Origin of the sequence: Agarivorans sp. OAG1, assembly GCF_037076485.1 — a bacterium.
Lineage (GTDB): Bacteria > Pseudomonadota > Gammaproteobacteria > Enterobacterales > Celerinatantimonadaceae > Agarivorans > Agarivorans albus.
In genome coordinates, this window is the sequence record NZ_AP028990.1 from 3,037,901 (window position 1) to 3,056,734 (window position 18,834).

The window sequence follows — 18,834 nt, forward strand, 5'->3', positions numbered from 1 at the left end:
TTTTTTGCAGCAGTTTGTGGCTTATTTATGCAAGGCAGAAGCTTTAATGTGTAGTGAGCCTACATGAGAAGCTGATAACGCAGTAGAAATAAGCCACAAACGCTGCCCGAAGGGTTCGGCTAAAATCGTTTTATGCTTTGTTAAGGCGTATTCACTTAGAATGCTAGGCTACACACGCCTTGCCGCGCCTAAAACGATTTTTTTCGCGAACAAAACTCAACCACGAAAGACTAACAGCCCCTAGCGTTTTAAACGCCAAGGTCACATCTAGTGAGTTAGTCATCAAAATTGATGGGATTTTAGTTAATTCTGACATAAGATTGACTGGACTAAACCGAATACCTAGTTGGTTCGCAGTTTAGCTAGAATGTCGACTAAACCCACAAAGAGGTAAAGCGAACATTCGGGTAACTAACTAGATATCAATATAAAAAGTAAATTAGCAGCAATACTATGAATTCATTGGATAGCACCAAGGAGCGAGAGCTAACCAGTGTCGATAACAGGGAACAGTTAATCGGTATGATTTACCGTGCGGCGGCAGAACCTGAATATTGGCCCGATTTGCTTGAGCACCTATACATGATGCCAGAACTTCAAAGCACAGAAGATCATGGCCACTCAGACTCCTCTTCGGCACAATTAAGCCAAATGCTCGATGCGGTATCTCCGCAACTATCGATGGCTAAGAACCAATACTCCGAACGGAACCAGATTTTACTTGAACACTTTAACCAAGCATTAAATATCGCAAAGCGTATTTACCAGCTTGAAGAAAAAAACCATTCGCTTAACTCTTTGCTCGACCACATTCCGGTTGGGGTAATTTTGGTGAATGCTAAAAGTGAAATTTTGCTCACCAACGAACTAGCAGAAGAAACACTGCAGCTCGGCCAAGGACTATACCAACGTAATAAGAACTTGGTAACTCAGCAAAGTGAATCAACTGACTTACTTAATCAATATGTAGAAGAGCTGTCTTCACTGGGACCTAACGAATCCAGCAGCCGGGGTTTACCGATCCAAATTGGTCAAGAAACAGATGTACAAACCATGGTAATTCTTAGCCCGGTAAACCATCTGCAAAACCCCAGTTTAGAGCGAAATGCCAGTGTGGTGGTGTTTATCTCCCCTTCTCGCCCCGATGTAGAGCTTGATTTAGCCGCCTTTGCCGACGGTTACAACTTAACCCCAAAAGAAGCGCGCATCGTTAATTATATTGCGCAAGGTATGTCTCCACCTGACATTGCTGACAAAATTTTTGTTAGTTACAACACCGTGCGTACCCAGCTTAAATCAGTATTCAAGAAAACCAACGTTAGTAGCCAAAGCGAATTAGCTAGTTTGGTGCTAACTGGACCTTGGGGAATGCTATCGCAAAGTAGCCGCCACTTTGACTTTACCGAAGCCCACGACCTTAACGCACGCTACTTTACTTTGCCCGACCAACGTAAGCTGTGTTACCAAGAATACGGTAGTCCAAAGGGCAAACCGGTGGTTTATTGCCACAGTATTTTAGGTAGTCGCTTAGAAAACTTTTTTGATGATGTTGATTTAGCAAAACACCTAGGATTGCGCTTAATCAGCATCGACCGGCCCGGGTTTGGTGGTTCTGACTACTGCGAAAACTACGGCTTTGTAAATTGGTCAAAAGACTTAGCGGCGCTACTCGACCATTTAGAGCTAGAGCAGGTCCAGTTACTTGGCTATGCCACAGGAGGCGTTTACGCAGCCTGCTGCGCAGCCACCATTCCTGAGCGGATCAGCAACATGACAATTGTGAGCTCAGGTGATGCCCTCACTTACGACAGTGATTACGAGGCCACTGCCAAGCTATATCGCATGCACATGAAGCTGGCTCGTGACTTCCCGAGTATGCATCGCCTGTTTACTAATATTCTTGATAAGGGCTTGCACAAAGACCCTAACAAATTATTTAAGGTATTAGCCCGCGATCTAGAAGGTGCCGATGTTGAGTTATTTGAGAGCCCACAATTTAGGGAAAAGTTTGGCCGCTATTTAAAAGAATCAAAGATCCAAGGCGGTAATGCTTTTTCTGATGAGGTTCGTCAAGTAATGTCACCTTGGGGCTTTAACATTGAAGATGTTAAAGTTGCTACGCAGCTATTTCATGGCGAGCAAGACAGGCATATTCCATTAGTGCTTGCCGAGCGCTTTATCGAGCGCGCAGCCAACGCTAAGCTCACTGTCGTTCCTGAACAAGGTCATTACATGATTTATCGACAGTGGCCTGAAATACTAAAAAGTGTTGCAAGTAACTAAGTTGCTAGCTCTACTCTCAAAAAAGGCGGCCAATGGCCGCCTTTTTAATTAACTGTCTAAGCGCTCGAAACGCCGAATAACAGCTCGCTTAGATTTTAACTCGTTGCAGCTATTACAAAAATAATCTACTGCACCGCAGGCCTTTAGCTTTTCAAGCTCGGCATCGCATTTATCGCAATGCACACGCTGCGAGAACTTATGGTGGCAAGCGCCACACAACCAATGGTCATGTTCGTGTTGTAACTGTCCATCACACTCTGGGCAAGCAACTTCAATAGTCATAGTATCCCTCTACGATTTTTTGTACTTACTTACATTTTGCATTTTTTTCCGACGGCGTTCTTGAGCCATGGTAAGTTTTGACTTCTTATCTGAGAATGGATTCTCACCTTCTTTAAACTCTACGCGAATTGGCGTCCCCATAATCTCTAGCGCTTTGCGGTAATAATTCATTAAATAGCGCTTATAAGAGTCTGGTAAAGAATTAACCTGATTACCATGTACAACGATGCGAGGTGGATTATAGCCGCCAGCGTGGGCATAACGTAATTTAACCCTACGACCGCGCACTAACGGCGGCTGGTGGTCGTCTTGAGCCATCTGCATAATCTTGGTCAACATAGAGGTAGAAACGCGCTTAGTGGCGCTTGCGTAAGCCTCCTGAACCGATTCATAAAGGTGGCCAACGCCAGTACCATGTAGCGCTGAAATAAAGTGAACGCGCGCAAAGTCGATAAAGCCCAAACGTCTATCCAGTTCAGTTTTAATCCGCTCTTTATGTTCGTTGTCTAAACCATCCCATTTATTAACGGCAAGCACTAAGGCGCGACCGGCATTCAACACAAAACCAAGCAGACTTAAATCTTGATCTGAAATGCCATCTTTTGCGTCGATTACCAGCATCACCACATTAGCGTCTTCAATCGCTTTAAGGGTTTTAATAACCGAGAATTTTTCTACTGTTTCTGTCACCTTACCGCGCTTACGTACCCCTGCTGTATCAATCAAGATGTAATCTTGATCTTCTCGCTGCATCGGAATGTAAATACTGTCTCTGGTAGTACCTGGCATGTCGTACACTACCACTCGGTCTTCACCCAGAATCCGGTTAGTCAGCGTAGATTTACCCACGTTGGGGCGGCCAACAATGGCCAGTTTAATTGGAAGGTCTGCAAACTTCTGCGCTAACTCATCAAGCTCTGACTCGGTCATTTCTTGCGTATCAGCTTGCTCTAACTCTGGCTCATCCGCTTGATTCTCAGCCTGCTCAGTAACAAAGGGACGCAGAGCTTCTTCTAATAACATGTTTACGCCGCGGCCATGGGCAGCAGCAATTTGATGAACTTCACCTATCGCCAAGGCATAAAACTCGCCACAAGCTGTATCGGCATCAATGCCGTCAGTTTTATTGGCCACCAAGAAAACTTTCTTTTCTTGTTTACGCAAATGATGAGCAATCGCCTCATCAGCAATGGTCATTCCAGCACGCGCATCTACCAAAAACAGAACAGCATCAGCTTCTTCAATAGCTTGCAAAGACTGCTGCGCCATCATTGCGTCGATACCCTCTTCATCGCCATCAATACCGCCGGTATCAATAACAATAAATTCTTGCTCCGCGACTTTAGCTTGACCATATTTACGGTCACGAGTCAGTCCTGGGAAATCAGCGACTAAGGCATCCCTGCTGCGTGTAAGGCGGTTAAATAAAGTAGATTTGCCAACATTTGGGCGTCCCACTAAGGCGACAACAGGAAGCATAAGGGCCTCATTTTCTAGAATACATGACATGACAAAGGCTCATGGTTAATTCACCATGAGCCTTTTGTACACAATTATAACAACTTAACTGCGATCTAGCGCAATTAACTTACCACTTCGTGTTTGAAGGATAATTTTGTCGGAGGTTACCACAGGCGCAACATATAAGCCGCTTTTATCTACTAACATTTTGCTAGCAAACTCGCCGGTTTCACGATCAAGCCAATATAAGTAGCCCTCACTGTCACCCACTAATACCTTATTTCCGTCTACTGCGGGGGCAGTAACGATACGGTAAGACAAAGCACCTTGGGTCCATTTCTCTATGCCGTTGTTGCGCTCAATGCTGTATACATTGTCGCTAACGTCAGTAACAAATAGGTTTAAACCCGAAGAAGCAATATTCTGGTAGGCAGAGTAACTACGTTTCCAGTCTTCTTCACCACTGCGTAAATTAACCGAAATAAGGTTTCCGTTGTAAGCAACCGCATAGAGCTGGGAGCCAATCAAGGCTGGCTTACTATCCACATCTACAATTCGGTCAATCTCAGTAGACCCTTTAGGCTGGGCTAACTTTGTTTCAAACAGCAATTGACCACTTTCTAAAAGATACAGGCCAATCTTACCGTCACTACGACCTAAAATTATCGCGCCGTTAGAAATAATAGGTGGCGCTTTGCTGCGCAACGACAGTGCTGGCTGGTCAATTTTAATATCCCACTTTTGCTCACCAGAGTGAGCATCTAGTGCAACTAAATGGCCGTTACTGGTGATAACTACCACCAAACTGTCTTCTACAGCAGGAGCCGCTAGCACTTCACCAGCCACTTCTGCCTGCCAAACTATTTCACCGGTTTCTGCATTTAACGCAAATACGTCGGCGTTTTCGGTGCCTAAATATATGCGGCGATACGCAGCAGTTAAGCCACCAGAAACACGCGCATTAGGGGTATTACCCGAGAAGCGATTGTTACTTTCAACTCGAGATAAATCTTGGTCCCATAAGCGTTTACCTTCTAAATCAAAGGCACGCACTTGACCATAGCGGGCAGCGGCAAACACTGAATCGTAAGCGACAACTGGCGACAGCGCCGAGAAGTAATCATCAACTCCTTTACCTACGCGGGTTTCCCACTGTTTGCCTACTGTAAACTGGTTTTCAAACTCAGGCACCGGGGCCATTTGCACAACATCTTCTTCAGAGTTAAACAAAGAACACGCCGACAAGCCAACGAGCAAACAAGCTAAGCTAGCAGCACGCCAAGCTTTAACCATTAGCAGCCTCAACTTCAGTTAAATCATTAAGTTTTAGGTTTACACTAGGATCTTGCTCTGCTGCACCAGCAGCAACAGCCGCTTGATATGCTTGACGAGCTAATGCTTGCTCACCCTGTTGTAAGTAGATATCACCTTTAATCAGTTCAACGGTTGCCACTAAAGCAGGCTCAGTAACTTTATCTAGGCTGGCTAAGGCATTATCAAACTCGGCTAATTGAGCTTGTACACGAGCGAGTCGAGTATAGATCATGCCTTTAAGCTCTTCGGGTGCACCTTCAAGCGCTAGGTTAAGCTGAGTTTGCGCCTGAGCATAATCTTCTTTAACCACTAGTTCTTTTGCTAACAACAATGATGCAAACACTGAATAGTTTTTGTCACCTTGGTTAGCTGCTACAAAATTTGCTAAAGGAGTTAACTCTTCATTATTTGTGGCTAGTTGACTAACCACTTGTTGAAAAGCATCTGAAGCCGCTTCTTTTTGCTCAATTTGGTATTCGCCAAAATAGCGCCAGCCAAATACAGCAGCTAAACCTAGTACCGAACCGCCAATAACTGATGTTCCGTTTTTCTTCCACCAGTCTTTGATGGCTTGAACTTGCTGTTCCTCAGTGGAATAAATGTCCACAGCGTCTCCTTAACTAAACTAATACGGTATTAAGCAAAGCAACTAACTCTGATTGAGCGATGCACTGCTGTTGAATATCTTCGCGTAGGTACTTTACAGTAACCTGCTGGTTGGCTAACTCATCTTCACCGATGATCAATGCCACTTTAGCGCCTGACTTATCAGCTCGCTTAAATTGTTTCTTAAAGTTTCCACCACCACAGTGGCTCATAACCCGAACAGAGGGTAACGCATCTCGCAATTGTTCGGCTAACGAAAATGCTGCGCCAAGTGTTCCTTCTCCAGCATTGATCACATAAACATCGGCACTTGATGGTAAATCACCCAGTAACTCGAGTGTTTCCAGCAATAGAACTAAACGTTCCATGCCCATGGCAAAACCAACAGCAGGCGTTGCTTTGCCGCCCAATTGCTCTACCAAACCATCGTAACGGCCGCCAGCACATACAGTACCTTGAGAACCTAAGCTTGATGTTACCCACTCAAACACAGTGCGGTTATAGTAATCAAGACCTCGAACCAAACGCGGGTTTAGTTCATAAGCGATGCCTGCGTTATCTAGCAGCGCACATAGTTGTTCGAAATGATCTTTACTTTCTTGGTCTAGGTATTCACTAAGGCTAGGTGCGTCGACTAACACCGCTTGCACCTCAGGATTTTTACTGTCGAGAACACGCAAAGGGTTATTGTACATGCGACGTTTTGCGTCTTCGTCTAAGGCTTCTTTATGTTGCTCTAAGTAAGCAATTAAAGCATCACGGTAGTTAGCGCGAGCTTCATTCGAACCTAAGCTGTTAAGCTGCAAAGTAACGTGGTTCTCTAAGCCAAAGGCTTTCCAAAAGCGCGCAGACAAAATAATTACTTCAGCATCGATATCGGCGCTGGCAATACCAAAAGACTCAACGCCTACTTGATGAAACTGGCGATAACGACCTTTTTGTGGGCGTTCATGGCGGAACATTGGTCCCATGTACCACAAACGCTGCTCTTGGTTGTACAACAAACCTGCTTGGTTGCCTGCACGTACACAACAGGCTGTGCCTTCAGGTCGCAAGGTTAAGCTATCACCATTACGATCTTCAAAGGTATACATTTCTTTTTCTACGATATCGGTTACTTCACCGATAGAGCGCTTAAACAAATCAGTGCTTTCTACAATCGGCATTCTTATTTCGTTGTAACCGTAGGCTGCCACCACCTCTCGAATTACTGATTCTACCTTCTGCCAAGCGGGTGTATCACTTGGTAGGCAATCATTCATGCCACGTATTGCTTGTATTTGTTTAGCCACATTAATCTCGAATAAAACAGGTCAATAATTATTAAAGGCCCTCGATTATAGGGCCTTTAAGCAAAGAGGTAAATTTAAATGCAGATTAGCTTTCGGTAATGTCTTTAATCGCGATACGCGAGCGGATTTTCGCTTCTAAAGCATCTACTAAGTCGTCATTGTCGAAGCGCTCTTTTTGGCGCACGCCATCTTGATAAAAGCCGCTTTTTTTGTTGCCACCTGTAATGCCTAAATCAGAGATAAGCGCTTCACCTGGGCCATTTACCACACAGCCGATAATGGAAACATCCATTGGCTCTACAATGTCTTCTAAACGCTGCTCGAGAGCGTTAACCGTTGAAATAACATCAAACTCTTGGCGAGAACAGCTTGGGCAAGCAATAAAGTTAATACCGCGAGAGCGAATGCGCAGAGATTTAAGAATATCAAAACCTACTTTGATTTCTTCAACGGGATCGGCTGCTAAAGAGACTCGCAAGGTATCGCCGATACCTTGTGATAACAACATACCTAAGCCAACTGCCGATTTAACCGAGCCGCTGCGTAAGCCACCGGCCTCTGTAATACCAAGATGTAAAGGTTGGTCAATTCGGCCGGCCAATCCTTGATAAGCGCCTACGGCAAGGAAAACATCAGAGGCTTTCACACTCACTTTAAACTGGTCGAAGTTCAAGCGATCGAGTATATCCACATGACGCATCGCAGACTCAACTAAGGCTTCTGGAGTGGGTTCGCCGTACTTCTCTTGCAAATATTTTTCTAAGGAACCGCCATTCACACCAATACGAATGGGGATGTTGCGCTCACGTGCAGCATCCACTACCGAGCGAATGCGCTGCTCGTTACCAATATTACCCGGGTTAATACGTAGACAATCTGCGCCATACTCCGCCACTTTTAAGGCAATGCGGTAATCGAAATGAATATCAGCCACTACAGGAATTGATACCTGCTGCTTAATTTGTTTGAAGGCTTCGGCAGCATCCATGGTTGGAACTGAAACGCGCACAATATCGCCACCCACTGCAGCAATTCGGTTTATTTGCTCAACCGTTGCAGCAACATCAGTCGTACGTGTATTGGTCATAGACTGCACAGTGATGGGCGCGTCTCCGCCCACTGGCACATTACCCACCATAATTTGTGTTGATTTACGGCGTTTAATTGGAGTTGGTTGATTCATAATAATCGAAAGATCTTAATTGTTTGGTATTTGCATTCGCACAACTTTACCGCGCGTAAATGACGATAAGTCGATTGATTCTTGTCCGTAACTTACGCTCACGCCTGCATTAGTGCCAAGCACGATACTATAAGGAGAAGGACCAGTTACAGAGAGTGATTGACCAGGCTGTTTAATGTCTGCCACCAAGCGTTTGCCAGTGGCATCTCTAATCTCTACCCAACACTCATTTTCAAAACTCATGTTTAAGGCAGTTAAAGCTGCCGCTTGGTTCGCTTCTACTTCTGGCTCAGGATCTGGGCTGTTTATTACATTGGGCTCAGATGCTTGCGAAGCAGGCTCATTTGACGCAGATTCAGTAGCGGGCTCGACGACTGGCTCTAGAACCGTTTGAGACTTAACTTTTGGTTCAGCATCAATTTCATTGTTAACTTCTACCACAGGCTCTGAAACAGGCTCTACTGATTGTGCCGATGGCACCTCAGGAGTTTCAACAGTGTTTAGCGCTTGAACATTTTCAGCACTAGGTTCTGGAATTACATCAACTTCGGGCTCGCTGGTCGGCTCTAGAATTCGGCTTTCTGAACTAGCGGTGCTAGCCTGACTAAAATCTACTTGTTGGCTCTTCTCTTGCCACCACCAAATCACCAGCAAAACAACAATGCCAAGGCCCACTAAGTAGGTAAACTTCATCAAGCGACTGTCATGAGTCTCTTGCTTTATCCGCCCAGAAAAACTCTGCATCTCTGTGCGTTGTTCATGGGCATCGTGCAAATGCGTGTAGCTAGAAAGCACTAGATCTTCAGAAAGATTTAGTAAACGCGCATAAGCACGTAAGTAACCTTTAATAAAAGTACTCGATAAACCACTATCGAAGCTATCGCCTTCTATATCTTTGATTACTTGCAAACGCAGTTTCAAACGTTCGGCAACTTGAGCTTGACTTAGCTTGGCGGCAACACGTGCTTCTTGCAGCATTTGCCCAGGGCTAACCACTTCAATGTCTTCACTTAGCTCTGTTTGCTCTGATTCGGCTTTAGTAGTCATTAGCGATGTATCGTTTAGTTTGTTCTGATTTAGGGAACTGCTGTTGTAAGGTTAAGCCCCAACGTGCTTCTTCAGCAAAGTTGTCGGCTGCACTTTCTAAGCGAACCCAAGCGAAGGCGCTTTCCGCCGTAGTTTCAGCCATACTATCATACCGTTGCAGATATAATCGGGCTTGCTCGGGTTTATTTTTTTGTAGGTAAACCTCGGTGGCTCCAAGCAAAGAAGCAGGGCGGCGAATGTTATAGGCTAAAGCACTGGTAAAGTAATCTAAGGCTTTATCCAAGTCGCCAGCAGTTAAAGCACATAAACCCGCGTTCTCATTGGTTCCCGCTACTTGAACATATTCAGGATTAGCTAAAGCTTGCTTAAATAACTCCTCGGCTTGGTCATACTCTTTCTGCTTACACAGCATCACGCCGTAGTTATTAAGTACATCACCATTGCGTGGCGCGATAGACTTAGCACGTTTATAGGCATCTAGGGCTCGCTCAGGCTGACGAACACTTTGGTAGAAGTGGGCTTGGGCGATGTAAACATCAACTAGATTAGGCGCTAACTCTTGCGCTAGCTCCAAATTACGTTTTGCTTGTTCTGCATCGCCAGCTTCTAAATAACGTAACGCCAAGCTAATTCGGGTTTTAGCGGCAGCGTCTTTATTAAGCTGTTTATCTTTATTGTTTACTTCTTGGCCATTTACACGGGTTTCAGTTACACAACCAGAAACCAAAAATACCACCAAAAACAAGTACAACCAGCGTTTCATATCCGTCCTTCGATAAGGTTAGTTATTGAATTGTGACTGAAATTTCTTGCTGTTGCATCCGTTTTTTCATGGTTCTTTTGGTTCTGTCGACAACGTCACCTGCTAGCTGTCCACAAGCCGCATCAATGTCATCGCCACGGGTTTTACGAACCACTACAGTTGAGCCATATTCCATCAAGACCTTACTAAAACGATCTACGCGGCTATTACTCGGTTTGGTAAACGGCGAACCAGGGTATGGATTAAATGGAATTAAGTTAATTTTACATGGAGTATCGCGTAAAACTTCCGCTAATTCATGCGCTTGCTCCATAGAGTCATTAACGCCATTGAGTAATACATACTCAACAGTTACCTTGCCTCTATTAGCGTTTGATTTATCGATATAACGTTTTACACCAGCCAAAAATGCTTCGATGTTGTATTTATCGTTGATCGGCATGATTTCACTACGCAGCTTATCGTTAGGAGCGTGCAGCGAAATAGCCAGCGCAACATCGAGCTTATCACCTAATTTATCTAAAGCAGGCACCACACCAGAGGTACTTACTGTTACCCGACGCTTGCTCAGGCCATAGCCGTTATCGTCTAACATTAACTCTAAGGCTGGGATCAGGTTGTTTAGGTTTAGCAACGGTTCACCCATACCCATCATTACCACATTGGTAATTGGACGTTTTCCTTCGATGCCTTTGTGGCCAATCACTTGAGCTGCTCGCCAAACTTGACCAATGATATCAGACACTTTTAAGTTACGGTTGAACCCCTGTTGGCCAGTAGAGCAGAAGGTACATTCCAGCGCGCAGCCAACTTGTGAAGACACACACAATGTCGCGCGGTCACCCTCAGGAATATAAACGGTTTCGATCTCTTGGCCAGCCACTAACATCGCCCATTTAATGGTGCCATCTGCACTGCGTTGCTCAGTGCTAATTTCTGGTGCACGCACTTCAGCCAAACGCTTAAGCTTTTCGCGTAAGGCTTTATTGATATTGTTCATTTGGTCGAAGTCATCAACACCAAAGTGATAAATCCACTTCATTACCTGATCGGCACGAAATGGTTTTTCGCCTATCTCGGCAAAAAACAGACGTAAACCCGCTCGATTAAAATCAAGTAAATTTGTTTTTGTTTCACTCATCGCTTAACTCCACGATCGACCAAATAAAAAAAGCGCCGAATTGTACAAATAATAACAGCAGAAAGCCAGTTAATCTCTGTACTCGGCGCCAATTGGCAGCTAATAAGTTTTTAACTATTAAGCTGCATTTGCCAAAGAAGCTTTTGCCCCGTTTGACTTATCTAGGACAAATCTCATTGTCTTCAAAGAAATAGGCGATTTCTCTCGACGCTGACTCTGGTGAATCAGAGCCGTGGGTGCCATTTGGTGGCATGCCCGAGCCAAAGTCATGACGTAAGGTACCGGCAGCGGCTTCTGCCGGATTAGTTGCACCCAATAGTTCACGGTAACGCTGCACCGCATTCTCAGCTTCAAGCACTTGCACCATGATTGGTCCAGATGTCATAAACTCAATCAGCGGTGGGTAAAACGGTTTACCCTCATGTTCTGCATAAAAGCCTGCAGCTTGTTCTTGCGACAAATGCACCATTTTGGCTGCAACAATACGTAAACCGGCAGACTCCATACGCGCATAAATTGCACCAATTGCGTCTTTCGCCACTACATCGGGTTTAAGTATAGAAAAAGTACGTTCTAAGGCCATTAACTAGCTCCATCTAAAATTTGGTGAATACCACTCTTTGATATTGTAAGTGAATGATAAGTTAGCTCAACTCAGTTAACAACCGTGAAATGGTGCGAATACCATGTCCCTTTGCCCCAGTTGCCCAAAGTGCATTACCAGATTTTTGATAAGAGCCAGACATATCGAAATGCAGCCAGTTTTTTTCTGCGTTATCAACAAAGTGAGCTAAGAAAGCTGCAGCAGTAGATGCGCCGGCCATGCCCTCGCCTGAAGAAACATTGGCAATATCAGCAAAGCTAGAGCCAATTTGCCCTTTGTGGAAAGGTTCTAAGGGCAGAGGCCAAGCTTTTTCCTGCTCCTGTTTAGCAGCTTGTAAGGCTTGGTGAACCAACTCATCATCAAAGCCAAACACTGCATTGTAGTCGCGACCTAAAGCCATTTTAGCTGCACCCGTTAAGGTAGCTGCATCGATAATAACTTGAGGCTTCTGCTCACTAGCGGCAATTAAACCATCAGCTAATACCAAGCGACCTTCTGCATCAGTGTTAAGCACTTCTACCGTAACACCATTTTTGTAAGTAATGACGTCGCCCAGCTTGTAAGCTTCTCCCGAAACCATGTTCTCGGCGCAACACAAATACAGTTTCACACGTTTGTTTAAGCCGTTAGCAATTGCTAAACCTAAACCTCCAGTAACCGTGGCAGCGCCCCCCATGTCGCTTTTCATGATTGACATGCCGTCGGAAGGCTTAAGGCTATAACCGCCTGAGTCAAAGGTAATACCTTTACCTACTAGGGCTACGGCCACTGGCTCGTCTGGGTTTCCACTAGGATTAAAATCTAACTGCAACATCGCTGGTGCTTGGCTGCTCCCCTTGCCCACCTGATAAGTCCCTACCCAGCCTTGTTCCAGTAAGTCTTCTCCAGAGATAATCTCATAAGAAACATGTTCCGGAGATAAACCACTTAAGAAGCTCGCAGCAGATTCACATAAAGTTTGGGGGTAAATAGCGGCCGGACCAAGATTAATCGTTTTACGTGTCCAATCAGCAGCAGACTTAAGAGCGTCAAAACGCTGCTGGTCAGCATCACTTAGTACCACTACATCTAATTGGTTATCTTGTTTAGCGTTGTAATAACCTTGATAGAAAGCCCAGCATGCTTCTAAATCCCAGCTATCGCCAATAAAAGAAAGGTGCTTTAGGCCTTGCGCATCTAATTTTCGGCCGGCTTTTTGAATATCTTGAAGGCGGGCTACGCCTTCAGAATTGATATGAATATTAACTTGGTTAGCTTCAAAGCTAACTAAGGCATTTTGGCCCCATTGAGCAGCGGCAGGTTTGGCGCATAAAACTAGATCCATAACGGCGGTCATCAATACTTCCTCATTTGAGTAATCGACAACGAGCCCTTGGAACTTAGTCTAGTTCATCCATCCAGGCTAAAATAATTGCTTCCAAAATGCGCTCGTTGCTGTGCTGTGGGTCATCGTCAAAATCATCTAACTGACAAACCCATTGGTGTAAGTCGGTAAACCGAACTTGCTTAGGATCTTGCTCTGGAAATTGCTCGGCCAGTTCTATTGCTATTTGCTCAACATCTATCCAACGCAACCCCATCAGCCTATTCCTTAATGTTGTTCAGACACCATATTAATAGTGTATTTAGGAATTTCTACCACTAAGTCTTCATCGCTTACCATTGCTTGGCAACCTAAACGAGACTCGGGTTCCAAACCCCAGGCTTTGTCTAGCATATCGTCTTCTAGCTCATCGCTTTCTTCAAGCGAATCAAAGCCTTCGCGAACAATTACGTGACAGGTAGTACAAGCACAAGATTTTTCACAAGCGTGCTCAATGTCGATACCTTCGCGCAAGGCAACATCCAATACGCTCTCACCTTGTTTTGCTTCTACTACTGAGCCTTCAGGACATAAGTCCTCATTAGGCAAGAAAATCACTTTAGGCATCTTAAATCCTATCTACTTGCTGGCCCCTTAGGGCTTGTTTAATGGAATCATCCATTCGCCTTGCGGCAAAATCTTGACTGATACTGTCTAAATATTTAATGGCTTGCTCTATCTCTGAAACAGAGTCACCTTCGGCAATAGCTTGTAATTGCTGCATGGCTTGTTCAATGCCAAGACGCTCTTCATCTTGCAGCAAACGTTCGCCACTTTCGACTAATGCAGCACTCATATCTTCAATGAATCGAGCGGCTTCAACTTGTTGCTCACGCAACATGCGCATAGTGACATCATGTTTAGCATTGGTGATGGAGTCTTTAAGCATTCTTGCCACTTCTTCATCGGCTAAGCCATAAGAAGGTTTGACCTCAACAGACGATTGCACCCCAGTTGATTTTTCCATCGCTGTAACTGATAACAAACCATCGGCATCCACTTGGAAGGTAACTCGAATATGAGCGGCACCAGCTGCTAAAGGAGGAATACCTTTTAGCGCAAATTTTGCCAAAGAGCGGCAATCATCTACTAACTCGCGTTCACCTTGTACCGCATGAATCGCCATTGCTGTTTGGCCATCTTTAAACGTCGTAAATTCTTGGGCTCGAGCAACCGGAATAGTGGTATTGCGTGGAATAACTTTTTCGACCAAGCCTCCCATTGTCTCAATACCTAGAGAAAGAGGCGTAACATCAAGCAGTAACAGCTCACCATCTTTTTTGTTCCCCACCAAAGTGTCTGCCTGAATGGCTGCACCAATCGCAACAACTTGGTCAGGATCAATGTTAGTTAAAGGCTGCTTATCAAAAAAGTTCGCTACGTCGCTACGCACTTTTGGCACTCTGGTAGAGCCGCCAACCATAACTACATTGTTAACATCTTCTAGCTCTACTTCAGCGTCACGTAAAGCGCGGCGACAAGCGCGAATAGTGCGCTTAACCAAACTTTCAATGAGGCTATCGAATGACTCGCGGCTAATGCTGCCCTGCCAATTAATACCGTCAATATCCAAATTGATATTGGCACTGTCTTGATCAGTCAAGGCTACTTTAACTTGATTGGCTATGCGTGATAATTCGCGCTGTAACTGGGCAGAACGAATACCACTGACTTGCGCTTGTTCGGCTATCCACTCAACTAAAGCATCATCAAAGTCATCACCACCTAGAGCAGAATCTCCACCCGTGGCTAGTACTTGAAATACACCTTTAGATAAACGCAGGATGGAGATATCAAAGGTACCACCACCTAAATCATAAATCGCGATTACGCCTTCGTCACCACTATCTAATCCATAAGCAATAGCCGCGGCTGTCGGTTCATTAAGTAAACGCAGTACATGTAAACCGGCGAGCTGAGCAGCATCTTTGGTGCCTTGGCGCTGTGCGTCATCAAAGTATGCAGGCACAGTAATAACCACGCCATCGGGTTCACCTTGTAATGACTCTTCAGCTCTCGCTGCTAAACTTTTTAAAATTTCAGCAGAAACTTGAATAGGATTAACATCGCCCGCTACTGTTTGAATATGCGGGGTTTTAGCATCGCTAAAGTTATAGGGAAACAGTTCACGGTCTATATCTGCGCTATCTTTGCCTAATAAACGTTTAACCGAGGTAATGGTGTTATGAGGATCAGTAACCGCTTGTGCTTTTGCTAACTTGCCAACTTCTACGCCACCTTTGTGATAGCGAACCACCGAAGGAAGCAAGGTATCACCACTATGGTCGGCCAAAGTAACGGCTTTGCCGCTACGTACAGTTGCAACCAAAGAGTTAGTGGTACCTAAATCGATACCTACAGCCAGTTTATGTTGGTGAGGAACAGCCGATTGCCCAGGCTCTGCTATTTGTAGTAATGCCATATAGATTAGTAATCTAAAATTTTCTCTTCAAGTTGAAGCAGCTGCTGTTGCAGGCGTGCATAGAATTTGAGTTTGCGAACATCGTCTGCAGCTTGCTCAAAATTTTGTTCATTGTAGGCTTTTTCAAAGCTTGAGCTCAAGTCGCTTCGTTGCCGCTTCAATAACCTTGAGAAGTTATCAATAGCGTCTTCAGGATCGGCTGCATGCTCTATTTCAGCCAATTGCTCCCTTAACTCCATTTGACTCATCAAGAAGGCAACGTCGTTGATAGTTTGCTGTTCGCCTCCAAGCTCTAAACCTTGCAAACTTAATAAGTATTGCGCTCGGCTAAGAGGGTCTTTCAGCGTTTGATAAGCGTCGTTGATTTGCGCAGCTTTTTGCATCACTTTAGCCTGGCGTTCGCTAGACTCAGCAGCAAAATTATCGGGATGGTATTGTTGTTGCAGCTCTCTGTAGCTATCAGCTAAACCATTTAGGTCTAGCTGATAAGACGGAAGTAGAGAGAATAACTCAAAATGATTCATAGCGTGTTCCATTTAAACGCTAAAGCTCTCTCCACAACCACATTCGCCATTTACGTTAGGGTTGTTAAATACAAAGCCTTCGTTCAAACCTTCTTTAACAAAGTCTAATTCAGTGCCATCGATGTAAAGTAAGCTTTTCTCATCAACGATGACATTTACACCGTGGCTTTCAAATACTTTGTCGTCTTCAGCTAATTGGTCTACAAACTCCAAAATATAAGCCATGCCCGAACAGCCAGAGGTTTTTACCCCTAGGCGCACGCCAGTGCCCGCGCCTCGGTTGTTCAAAAATTGACTTACATGTGTTGCTGCAGCTTCAGTTAGTGATACAGCCATGATGGCTCCTTAAATCTACTACGCGTTTTTCTTTTTGTAATCAGCAATGGCGGCTTTAATGGCATCTTCTGCCAAAATTGAACAGTGAATCTTCACTGGCGGCAAGGCTAATTCTTCAGCAATATCGGTATTTTTAAGCGCTTGGGCTTCATCTAAACTCTTACCTTTAACCCACTCGGTAACCAATGAGCTAGACGCAATTGCTGAACCACAACCGTAAGTTTTGAAACGAGCGTCTTCAATCACGCCTTCGTCGCTTACTTTAAGTTGTAACTTCATCACATCACCACAAGCTGGTGCTCCCACCATACCGGTGCCAATGTGGCTATCATCTTTATCTTCGAAAGCGCCAACGTTACGCGGGTTTTCGTAATGATCAATTACTTTTTCACTATAAGCCATGATATCTCTCCAAATCCGTTATTTTTAATACTTAGTGGTGTGCCCACTCAACCTGGCTGAGGTCTACGCCGTCTTTAAACATGTCCCAAAGTGGGGACATTTCGCGGAGTCGGCCAATACCTTCGTTAATCACTTTAACTGCGTAATCGATTTCTTCTTCAGTAGTGAAACGGCCAAAAGAGAAACGAATAGAACTGTGTGCGAGTTCGTCATCTAAGCCTAGTGCGCGCAGAACATACGACGGTTCTAAGCTTGCAGACGTACACGCAGAACCTGATGAAACGGCTAAATCTTTAAGCGCCATTATCAATGACTCACCTTCAACATACGCAAAGCTCACATTTAAGTTAGCCACTACACGTTGCTCAAAGTCACCGTTTACATAGGTTTCTTCAATATCTTTAATGCCTGCCCAAAAGCGGTCACGTAAAGCGCGAATGTGCTCGTTATCTTTTGCCATATCTTGTTTAGCAATAGCAAAGGCTTCACCCATTCCAACAATTTGGTGGGTAGGTAAGGTACCAGAACGCATTCCACGCTCATGGCCACCGCCATGTACTTGCGCTTCTAGGCGAATACGTGGCTTACGTTGCACGTACAAAGCACCAATACCTTTTGGCCCGTAAACCTTGTGTGCTGAGAAAGACATCATATCTACAGGAAGCTCTTGAAGATCGATCTCAACTTTACCTGCGCTTTGTGCCGCATCAACGTGGAACAAAATTTTACGAGAGCGACATAACTCGCCAATCGCTTTAATGTCCTGGATTACGCCAATTTCGTTGTTCACGTGCATGATAGACACAAGAACCGTATCTTCACGTAATGCTTCGGTTAAGATCTCAAGGCTTATAACACCGTTGCTTTCTGGGTCTAAATAAGTCACTTCGTAACCTTCTCGCTCTAATTGGCGACAAGTATCTAGCACAGCTTTGTGCTCAGTTTTACACGTGATGATGTGCTTACCTTTTTTATTGTAAAAGTGAGCAGCACCCTTAATAGCAAGGTTGTTTGATTCTGTAGCACCCGAGGTAAATACGATTTCACGTGGGTCAGCATTTACTAGGTCAGCAATTTGGTTGCGGGCAATATCTACAGCTTCTTCTGCTTGCCAGCCAAAACGGTGTGAACGTGAAGCAGGGTTACCGTAAATACCATCTACGCTAAGGTATTGCATCATCTTTTCAGCAACCCGAGGGTCAACAGGAGTGGTTGCTGAATAATCAAGATAAATTGGTAATTTCATTAAAGTTCTCCGTTACTACTCGGCGAAAGCGAGCGTCATAAACTAATTTGTATCGTGTTGTTATCAACGTGCTGAAGTTGGTCTTGATTATGCGCTACATTAACAATTTGTCGCTCACGCATTAAGCCACCCAAGCTTATGTTATCTAAGAAGTCGGCGATTCTTTCACTTAAGTCATTCCACAATGAGTGGGTAAGACAAGGTTTGCCGCCTTGACAGTCTGCAGAACCATGACAACGTGTTGCATCAATCGACTCATCAACAGCGTGAATCACCATGCCTACTGCAATATCATCAGCGTCCATACCTAGGCGATATCCGCCACCAGGGCCACGCACGCTGGTTACCAAGCCATGTTTACGTAATTTTGAAAACAGCTGCTCTAAATAAGACAAAGAAATACCCTGTCGCTCAGAAATGTCAGCTAAAGAGACCGGCCCTTCTTCCATATGAAGAGCAACATCTAACATCGCTGTAACTGCGTAGCGTCCCTTAGAAGTTAAGCGCATATCAAACCTATTTTTTCCCGTGAACTTGGTCACAATCTTTCCATACCCTAGTAATT

General features: G+C 44.7%; 20 protein-coding genes. 1 reads left to right on the top strand and 19 read right to left on the bottom strand.

Going from position 1 to position 18,834, the window contains the following annotated elements; translation table 11 throughout:
- Positions 1 to 453: 453 nt before the first annotated feature.
- A complete protein-coding gene (locus tag OAG1_RS13860) occupies positions 454 to 2,283 on the top strand; it encodes an alpha/beta fold hydrolase (RefSeq protein ID WP_338621701.1) in 1,830 nt (609 codons plus the stop codon).
- 48 nt (positions 2,284 to 2,331) lie between these two features.
- On the opposite strand, the gene OAG1_RS13865 is transcribed toward OAG1_RS13860, so the two are convergent.
- The 19 genes from OAG1_RS13865 to iscR all read right to left on the bottom strand — a co-directional run bounded on the left by OAG1_RS13865 (position 2,332) and on the right by iscR (position 18,778).
- Complete coding sequence (locus OAG1_RS13865; protein ID WP_016401219.1) at positions 2,332 to 2,565, bottom strand: zinc ribbon domain-containing protein; 234 nt, start codon at positions 2,563 to 2,565, stop codon at positions 2,332 to 2,334.
- 9 nt (positions 2,566 to 2,574) lie between these two features.
- Positions 2,575 to 4,044 (bottom strand): ribosome biogenesis GTPase Der, encoded by a 1,470-nt coding sequence (der, locus tag OAG1_RS13870; protein ID WP_338621702.1) that lies wholly within the window; start codon positions 4,042 to 4,044, stop codon positions 2,575 to 2,577.
- An 84-nt stretch (positions 4,045 to 4,128) separates the two neighbouring features.
- Positions 4,129 to 5,319, bottom strand: a complete 1,191-nt coding sequence (gene bamB, locus OAG1_RS13875; protein WP_016401221.1) for an outer membrane protein assembly factor BamB — start codon at positions 5,317 to 5,319, stop codon at positions 4,129 to 4,131.
- Positions 5,312 to 5,947: a tetratricopeptide repeat protein gene (locus OAG1_RS13880; RefSeq protein WP_016401222.1), complete on the bottom strand. Its 636-nt coding sequence runs from the start codon at positions 5,945 to 5,947 to the stop codon at positions 5,312 to 5,314. Before OAG1_RS13880 ends, bamB begins: the two co-directional genes overlap by 8 nt.
- A 13-nt stretch (positions 5,948 to 5,960) precedes the next feature.
- Entirely contained in the window at positions 5,961 to 7,238 is a 1,278-nt protein-coding gene (gene hisS, locus OAG1_RS13885) for a histidine--tRNA ligase (protein WP_221077465.1), read from the bottom strand.
- A gap of 85 nt (positions 7,239 to 7,323) precedes the next feature.
- Positions 7,324 to 8,421, bottom strand: coding sequence for a flavodoxin-dependent (E)-4-hydroxy-3-methylbut-2-enyl-diphosphate synthase (ispG, locus tag OAG1_RS13890; protein ID WP_338621703.1), 1,098 nt, complete (start codon positions 8,419 to 8,421; stop codon positions 7,324 to 7,326).
- Positions 8,422 to 8,436: 15 nt separating this feature from the next.
- Positions 8,437 to 9,468 (bottom strand): RodZ domain-containing protein, encoded by a 1,032-nt coding sequence (locus tag OAG1_RS13895; RefSeq protein ID WP_338621704.1) that lies wholly within the window; start codon positions 9,466 to 9,468, stop codon positions 8,437 to 8,439.
- Positions 9,458 to 10,231 (bottom strand): type IV pilus biogenesis/stability protein PilW, encoded by a 774-nt coding sequence (gene pilW, locus OAG1_RS13900; RefSeq protein ID WP_016401227.1) that lies wholly within the window; start codon positions 10,229 to 10,231, stop codon positions 9,458 to 9,460. The genes OAG1_RS13895 and pilW overlap by 11 nt, the downstream gene beginning before the upstream one ends.
- Positions 10,232 to 10,253: 22 nt before the next feature.
- Positions 10,254 to 11,372 carry a bifunctional tRNA (adenosine(37)-C2)-methyltransferase TrmG/ribosomal RNA large subunit methyltransferase RlmN gene (locus tag OAG1_RS13905; RefSeq protein ID WP_338621705.1) on the bottom strand — a complete coding sequence of 373 codons (1,119 nt, stop codon included), beginning with the start codon at positions 11,370 to 11,372 and terminating at the stop codon, positions 10,254 to 10,256.
- A 157-nt stretch (positions 11,373 to 11,529) separates the two neighbouring features.
- Positions 11,530 to 11,955 (bottom strand): nucleoside-diphosphate kinase, encoded by a 426-nt coding sequence (gene ndk / locus OAG1_RS13910; RefSeq protein ID WP_016401229.1) that lies wholly within the window; start codon positions 11,953 to 11,955, stop codon positions 11,530 to 11,532.
- A gap of 61 nt (positions 11,956 to 12,016) precedes the next feature.
- Positions 12,017 to 13,312, bottom strand: coding sequence for an aminopeptidase PepB (gene pepB / locus OAG1_RS13915; RefSeq protein WP_152779313.1), 1,296 nt, complete (start codon positions 13,310 to 13,312; stop codon positions 12,017 to 12,019).
- Between the two features lie 43 nt (positions 13,313 to 13,355).
- Positions 13,356 to 13,556 (bottom strand): Fe-S cluster assembly protein IscX, encoded by a 201-nt coding sequence (iscX, locus tag OAG1_RS13920; protein ID WP_016401231.1) that lies wholly within the window; start codon positions 13,554 to 13,556, stop codon positions 13,356 to 13,358.
- An 11-nt stretch (positions 13,557 to 13,567) separates the two neighbouring features.
- A complete protein-coding gene (gene fdx, locus OAG1_RS13925; RefSeq protein ID WP_016401232.1) occupies positions 13,568 to 13,906 on the bottom strand; it encodes an ISC system 2Fe-2S type ferredoxin in 339 nt (112 codons plus the stop codon).
- Between the two features lies 1 nt (position 13,907).
- Entirely contained in the window at positions 13,908 to 15,761 is a 1,854-nt protein-coding gene (gene hscA / locus OAG1_RS13930; RefSeq protein ID WP_338621706.1) for a Fe-S protein assembly chaperone HscA, read from the bottom strand.
- A gap of 5 nt (positions 15,762 to 15,766) precedes the next feature.
- Entirely contained in the window at positions 15,767 to 16,285 is a 519-nt protein-coding gene (gene hscB / locus OAG1_RS13935; protein ID WP_338621707.1) for a co-chaperone HscB, read from the bottom strand.
- Between the two features lie 12 nt (positions 16,286 to 16,297).
- Entirely contained in the window at positions 16,298 to 16,621 is a 324-nt protein-coding gene (gene iscA, locus OAG1_RS13940) for an iron-sulfur cluster assembly protein IscA (protein ID WP_016401235.1), read from the bottom strand.
- 18 nt (positions 16,622 to 16,639) lie between these two features.
- Entirely contained in the window at positions 16,640 to 17,023 is a 384-nt protein-coding gene (iscU, locus tag OAG1_RS13945; RefSeq protein WP_016401236.1) for a Fe-S cluster assembly scaffold IscU, read from the bottom strand.
- Positions 17,024 to 17,054: 31 nt separating this feature from the next.
- Complete coding sequence (locus OAG1_RS13950) at positions 17,055 to 18,269, bottom strand: IscS subfamily cysteine desulfurase (RefSeq protein ID WP_338621708.1); 1,215 nt, start codon at positions 18,267 to 18,269, stop codon at positions 17,055 to 17,057.
- Between the two features lie 35 nt (positions 18,270 to 18,304).
- On the bottom strand, positions 18,305 to 18,778 hold the full coding sequence (gene iscR, locus OAG1_RS13955; protein WP_016401238.1) for a Fe-S cluster assembly transcriptional regulator IscR: 474 nt from the start codon (positions 18,776 to 18,778) through the stop codon (positions 18,305 to 18,307).
- Positions 18,779 to 18,834: the final 56 nt, after the last annotated feature.

Excerpts from the sequence above, each read along its gene's own strand:
- der (WP_338621702.1), bottom strand. The coding sequence starts at position 4,044 with ATGCTTCCTGTTGTCGCCTTAGTGGGACGCCCAAATGTTGGCAAATCT.
- iscA (WP_016401235.1), bottom strand. The coding sequence starts at position 16,621 with ATGGCTGTATCACTAACTGAAGCTGCAGCAACACATGTAAGTCAATTT.
- OAG1_RS13950 (WP_338621708.1), bottom strand. The coding sequence starts at position 18,269 with ATGAAATTACCAATTTATCTTGATTATTCAGCAACCACTCCTGTTGAC.
- pilW (WP_016401227.1), bottom strand. The coding sequence starts at position 10,231 with ATGAAACGCTGGTTGTACTTGTTTTTGGTGGTATTTTTGGTTTCTGGT.
- ispG (WP_338621703.1), bottom strand. The coding sequence starts at position 8,421 with ATGAATCAACCAACTCCAATTAAACGCCGTAAATCAACACAAATTATG.
- iscR (WP_016401238.1), bottom strand. The coding sequence starts at position 18,778 with ATGCGCTTAACTTCTAAGGGACGCTACGCAGTTACAGCGATGTTAGAT.
- bamB (WP_016401221.1), bottom strand. The coding sequence starts at position 5,319 with ATGGTTAAAGCTTGGCGTGCTGCTAGCTTAGCTTGTTTGCTCGTTGGC.
- iscX (WP_016401231.1), bottom strand. The coding sequence starts at position 13,556 with ATGGGGTTGCGTTGGATAGATGTTGAGCAAATAGCAATAGAACTGGCC.
- OAG1_RS13905 (WP_338621705.1), bottom strand. The coding sequence starts at position 11,372 with ATGAGTGAAACAAAAACAAATTTACTTGATTTTAATCGAGCGGGTTTA.
- hscA (WP_338621706.1), bottom strand. The coding sequence starts at position 15,761 with ATGGCATTACTACAAATAGCAGAGCCTGGGCAATCGGCTGTTCCTCAC.
- OAG1_RS13865 (WP_016401219.1), bottom strand. The coding sequence starts at position 2,565 with ATGACTATTGAAGTTGCTTGCCCAGAGTGTGATGGACAGTTACAACAC.
- ndk (WP_016401229.1), bottom strand. The coding sequence starts at position 11,955 with ATGGCCTTAGAACGTACTTTTTCTATACTTAAACCCGATGTAGTGGCG.
- hscB (WP_338621707.1), bottom strand. The coding sequence starts at position 16,285 with ATGAATCATTTTGAGTTATTCTCTCTACTTCCGTCTTATCAGCTAGAC.
- OAG1_RS13860 (WP_338621701.1), top strand. The coding sequence starts at position 454 with ATGAATTCATTGGATAGCACCAAGGAGCGAGAGCTAACCAGTGTCGAT.
- fdx (WP_016401232.1), bottom strand. The coding sequence starts at position 13,906 with ATGCCTAAAGTGATTTTCTTGCCTAATGAGGACTTATGTCCTGAAGGC.
- iscU (WP_016401236.1), bottom strand. The coding sequence starts at position 17,023 with ATGGCTTATAGTGAAAAAGTAATTGATCATTACGAAAACCCGCGTAAC.
- pepB (WP_152779313.1), bottom strand. The coding sequence starts at position 13,312 with ATGACCGCCGTTATGGATCTAGTTTTATGCGCCAAACCTGCCGCTGCT.
- OAG1_RS13895 (WP_338621704.1), bottom strand. The coding sequence starts at position 9,468 with ATGACTACTAAAGCCGAATCAGAGCAAACAGAGCTAAGTGAAGACATT.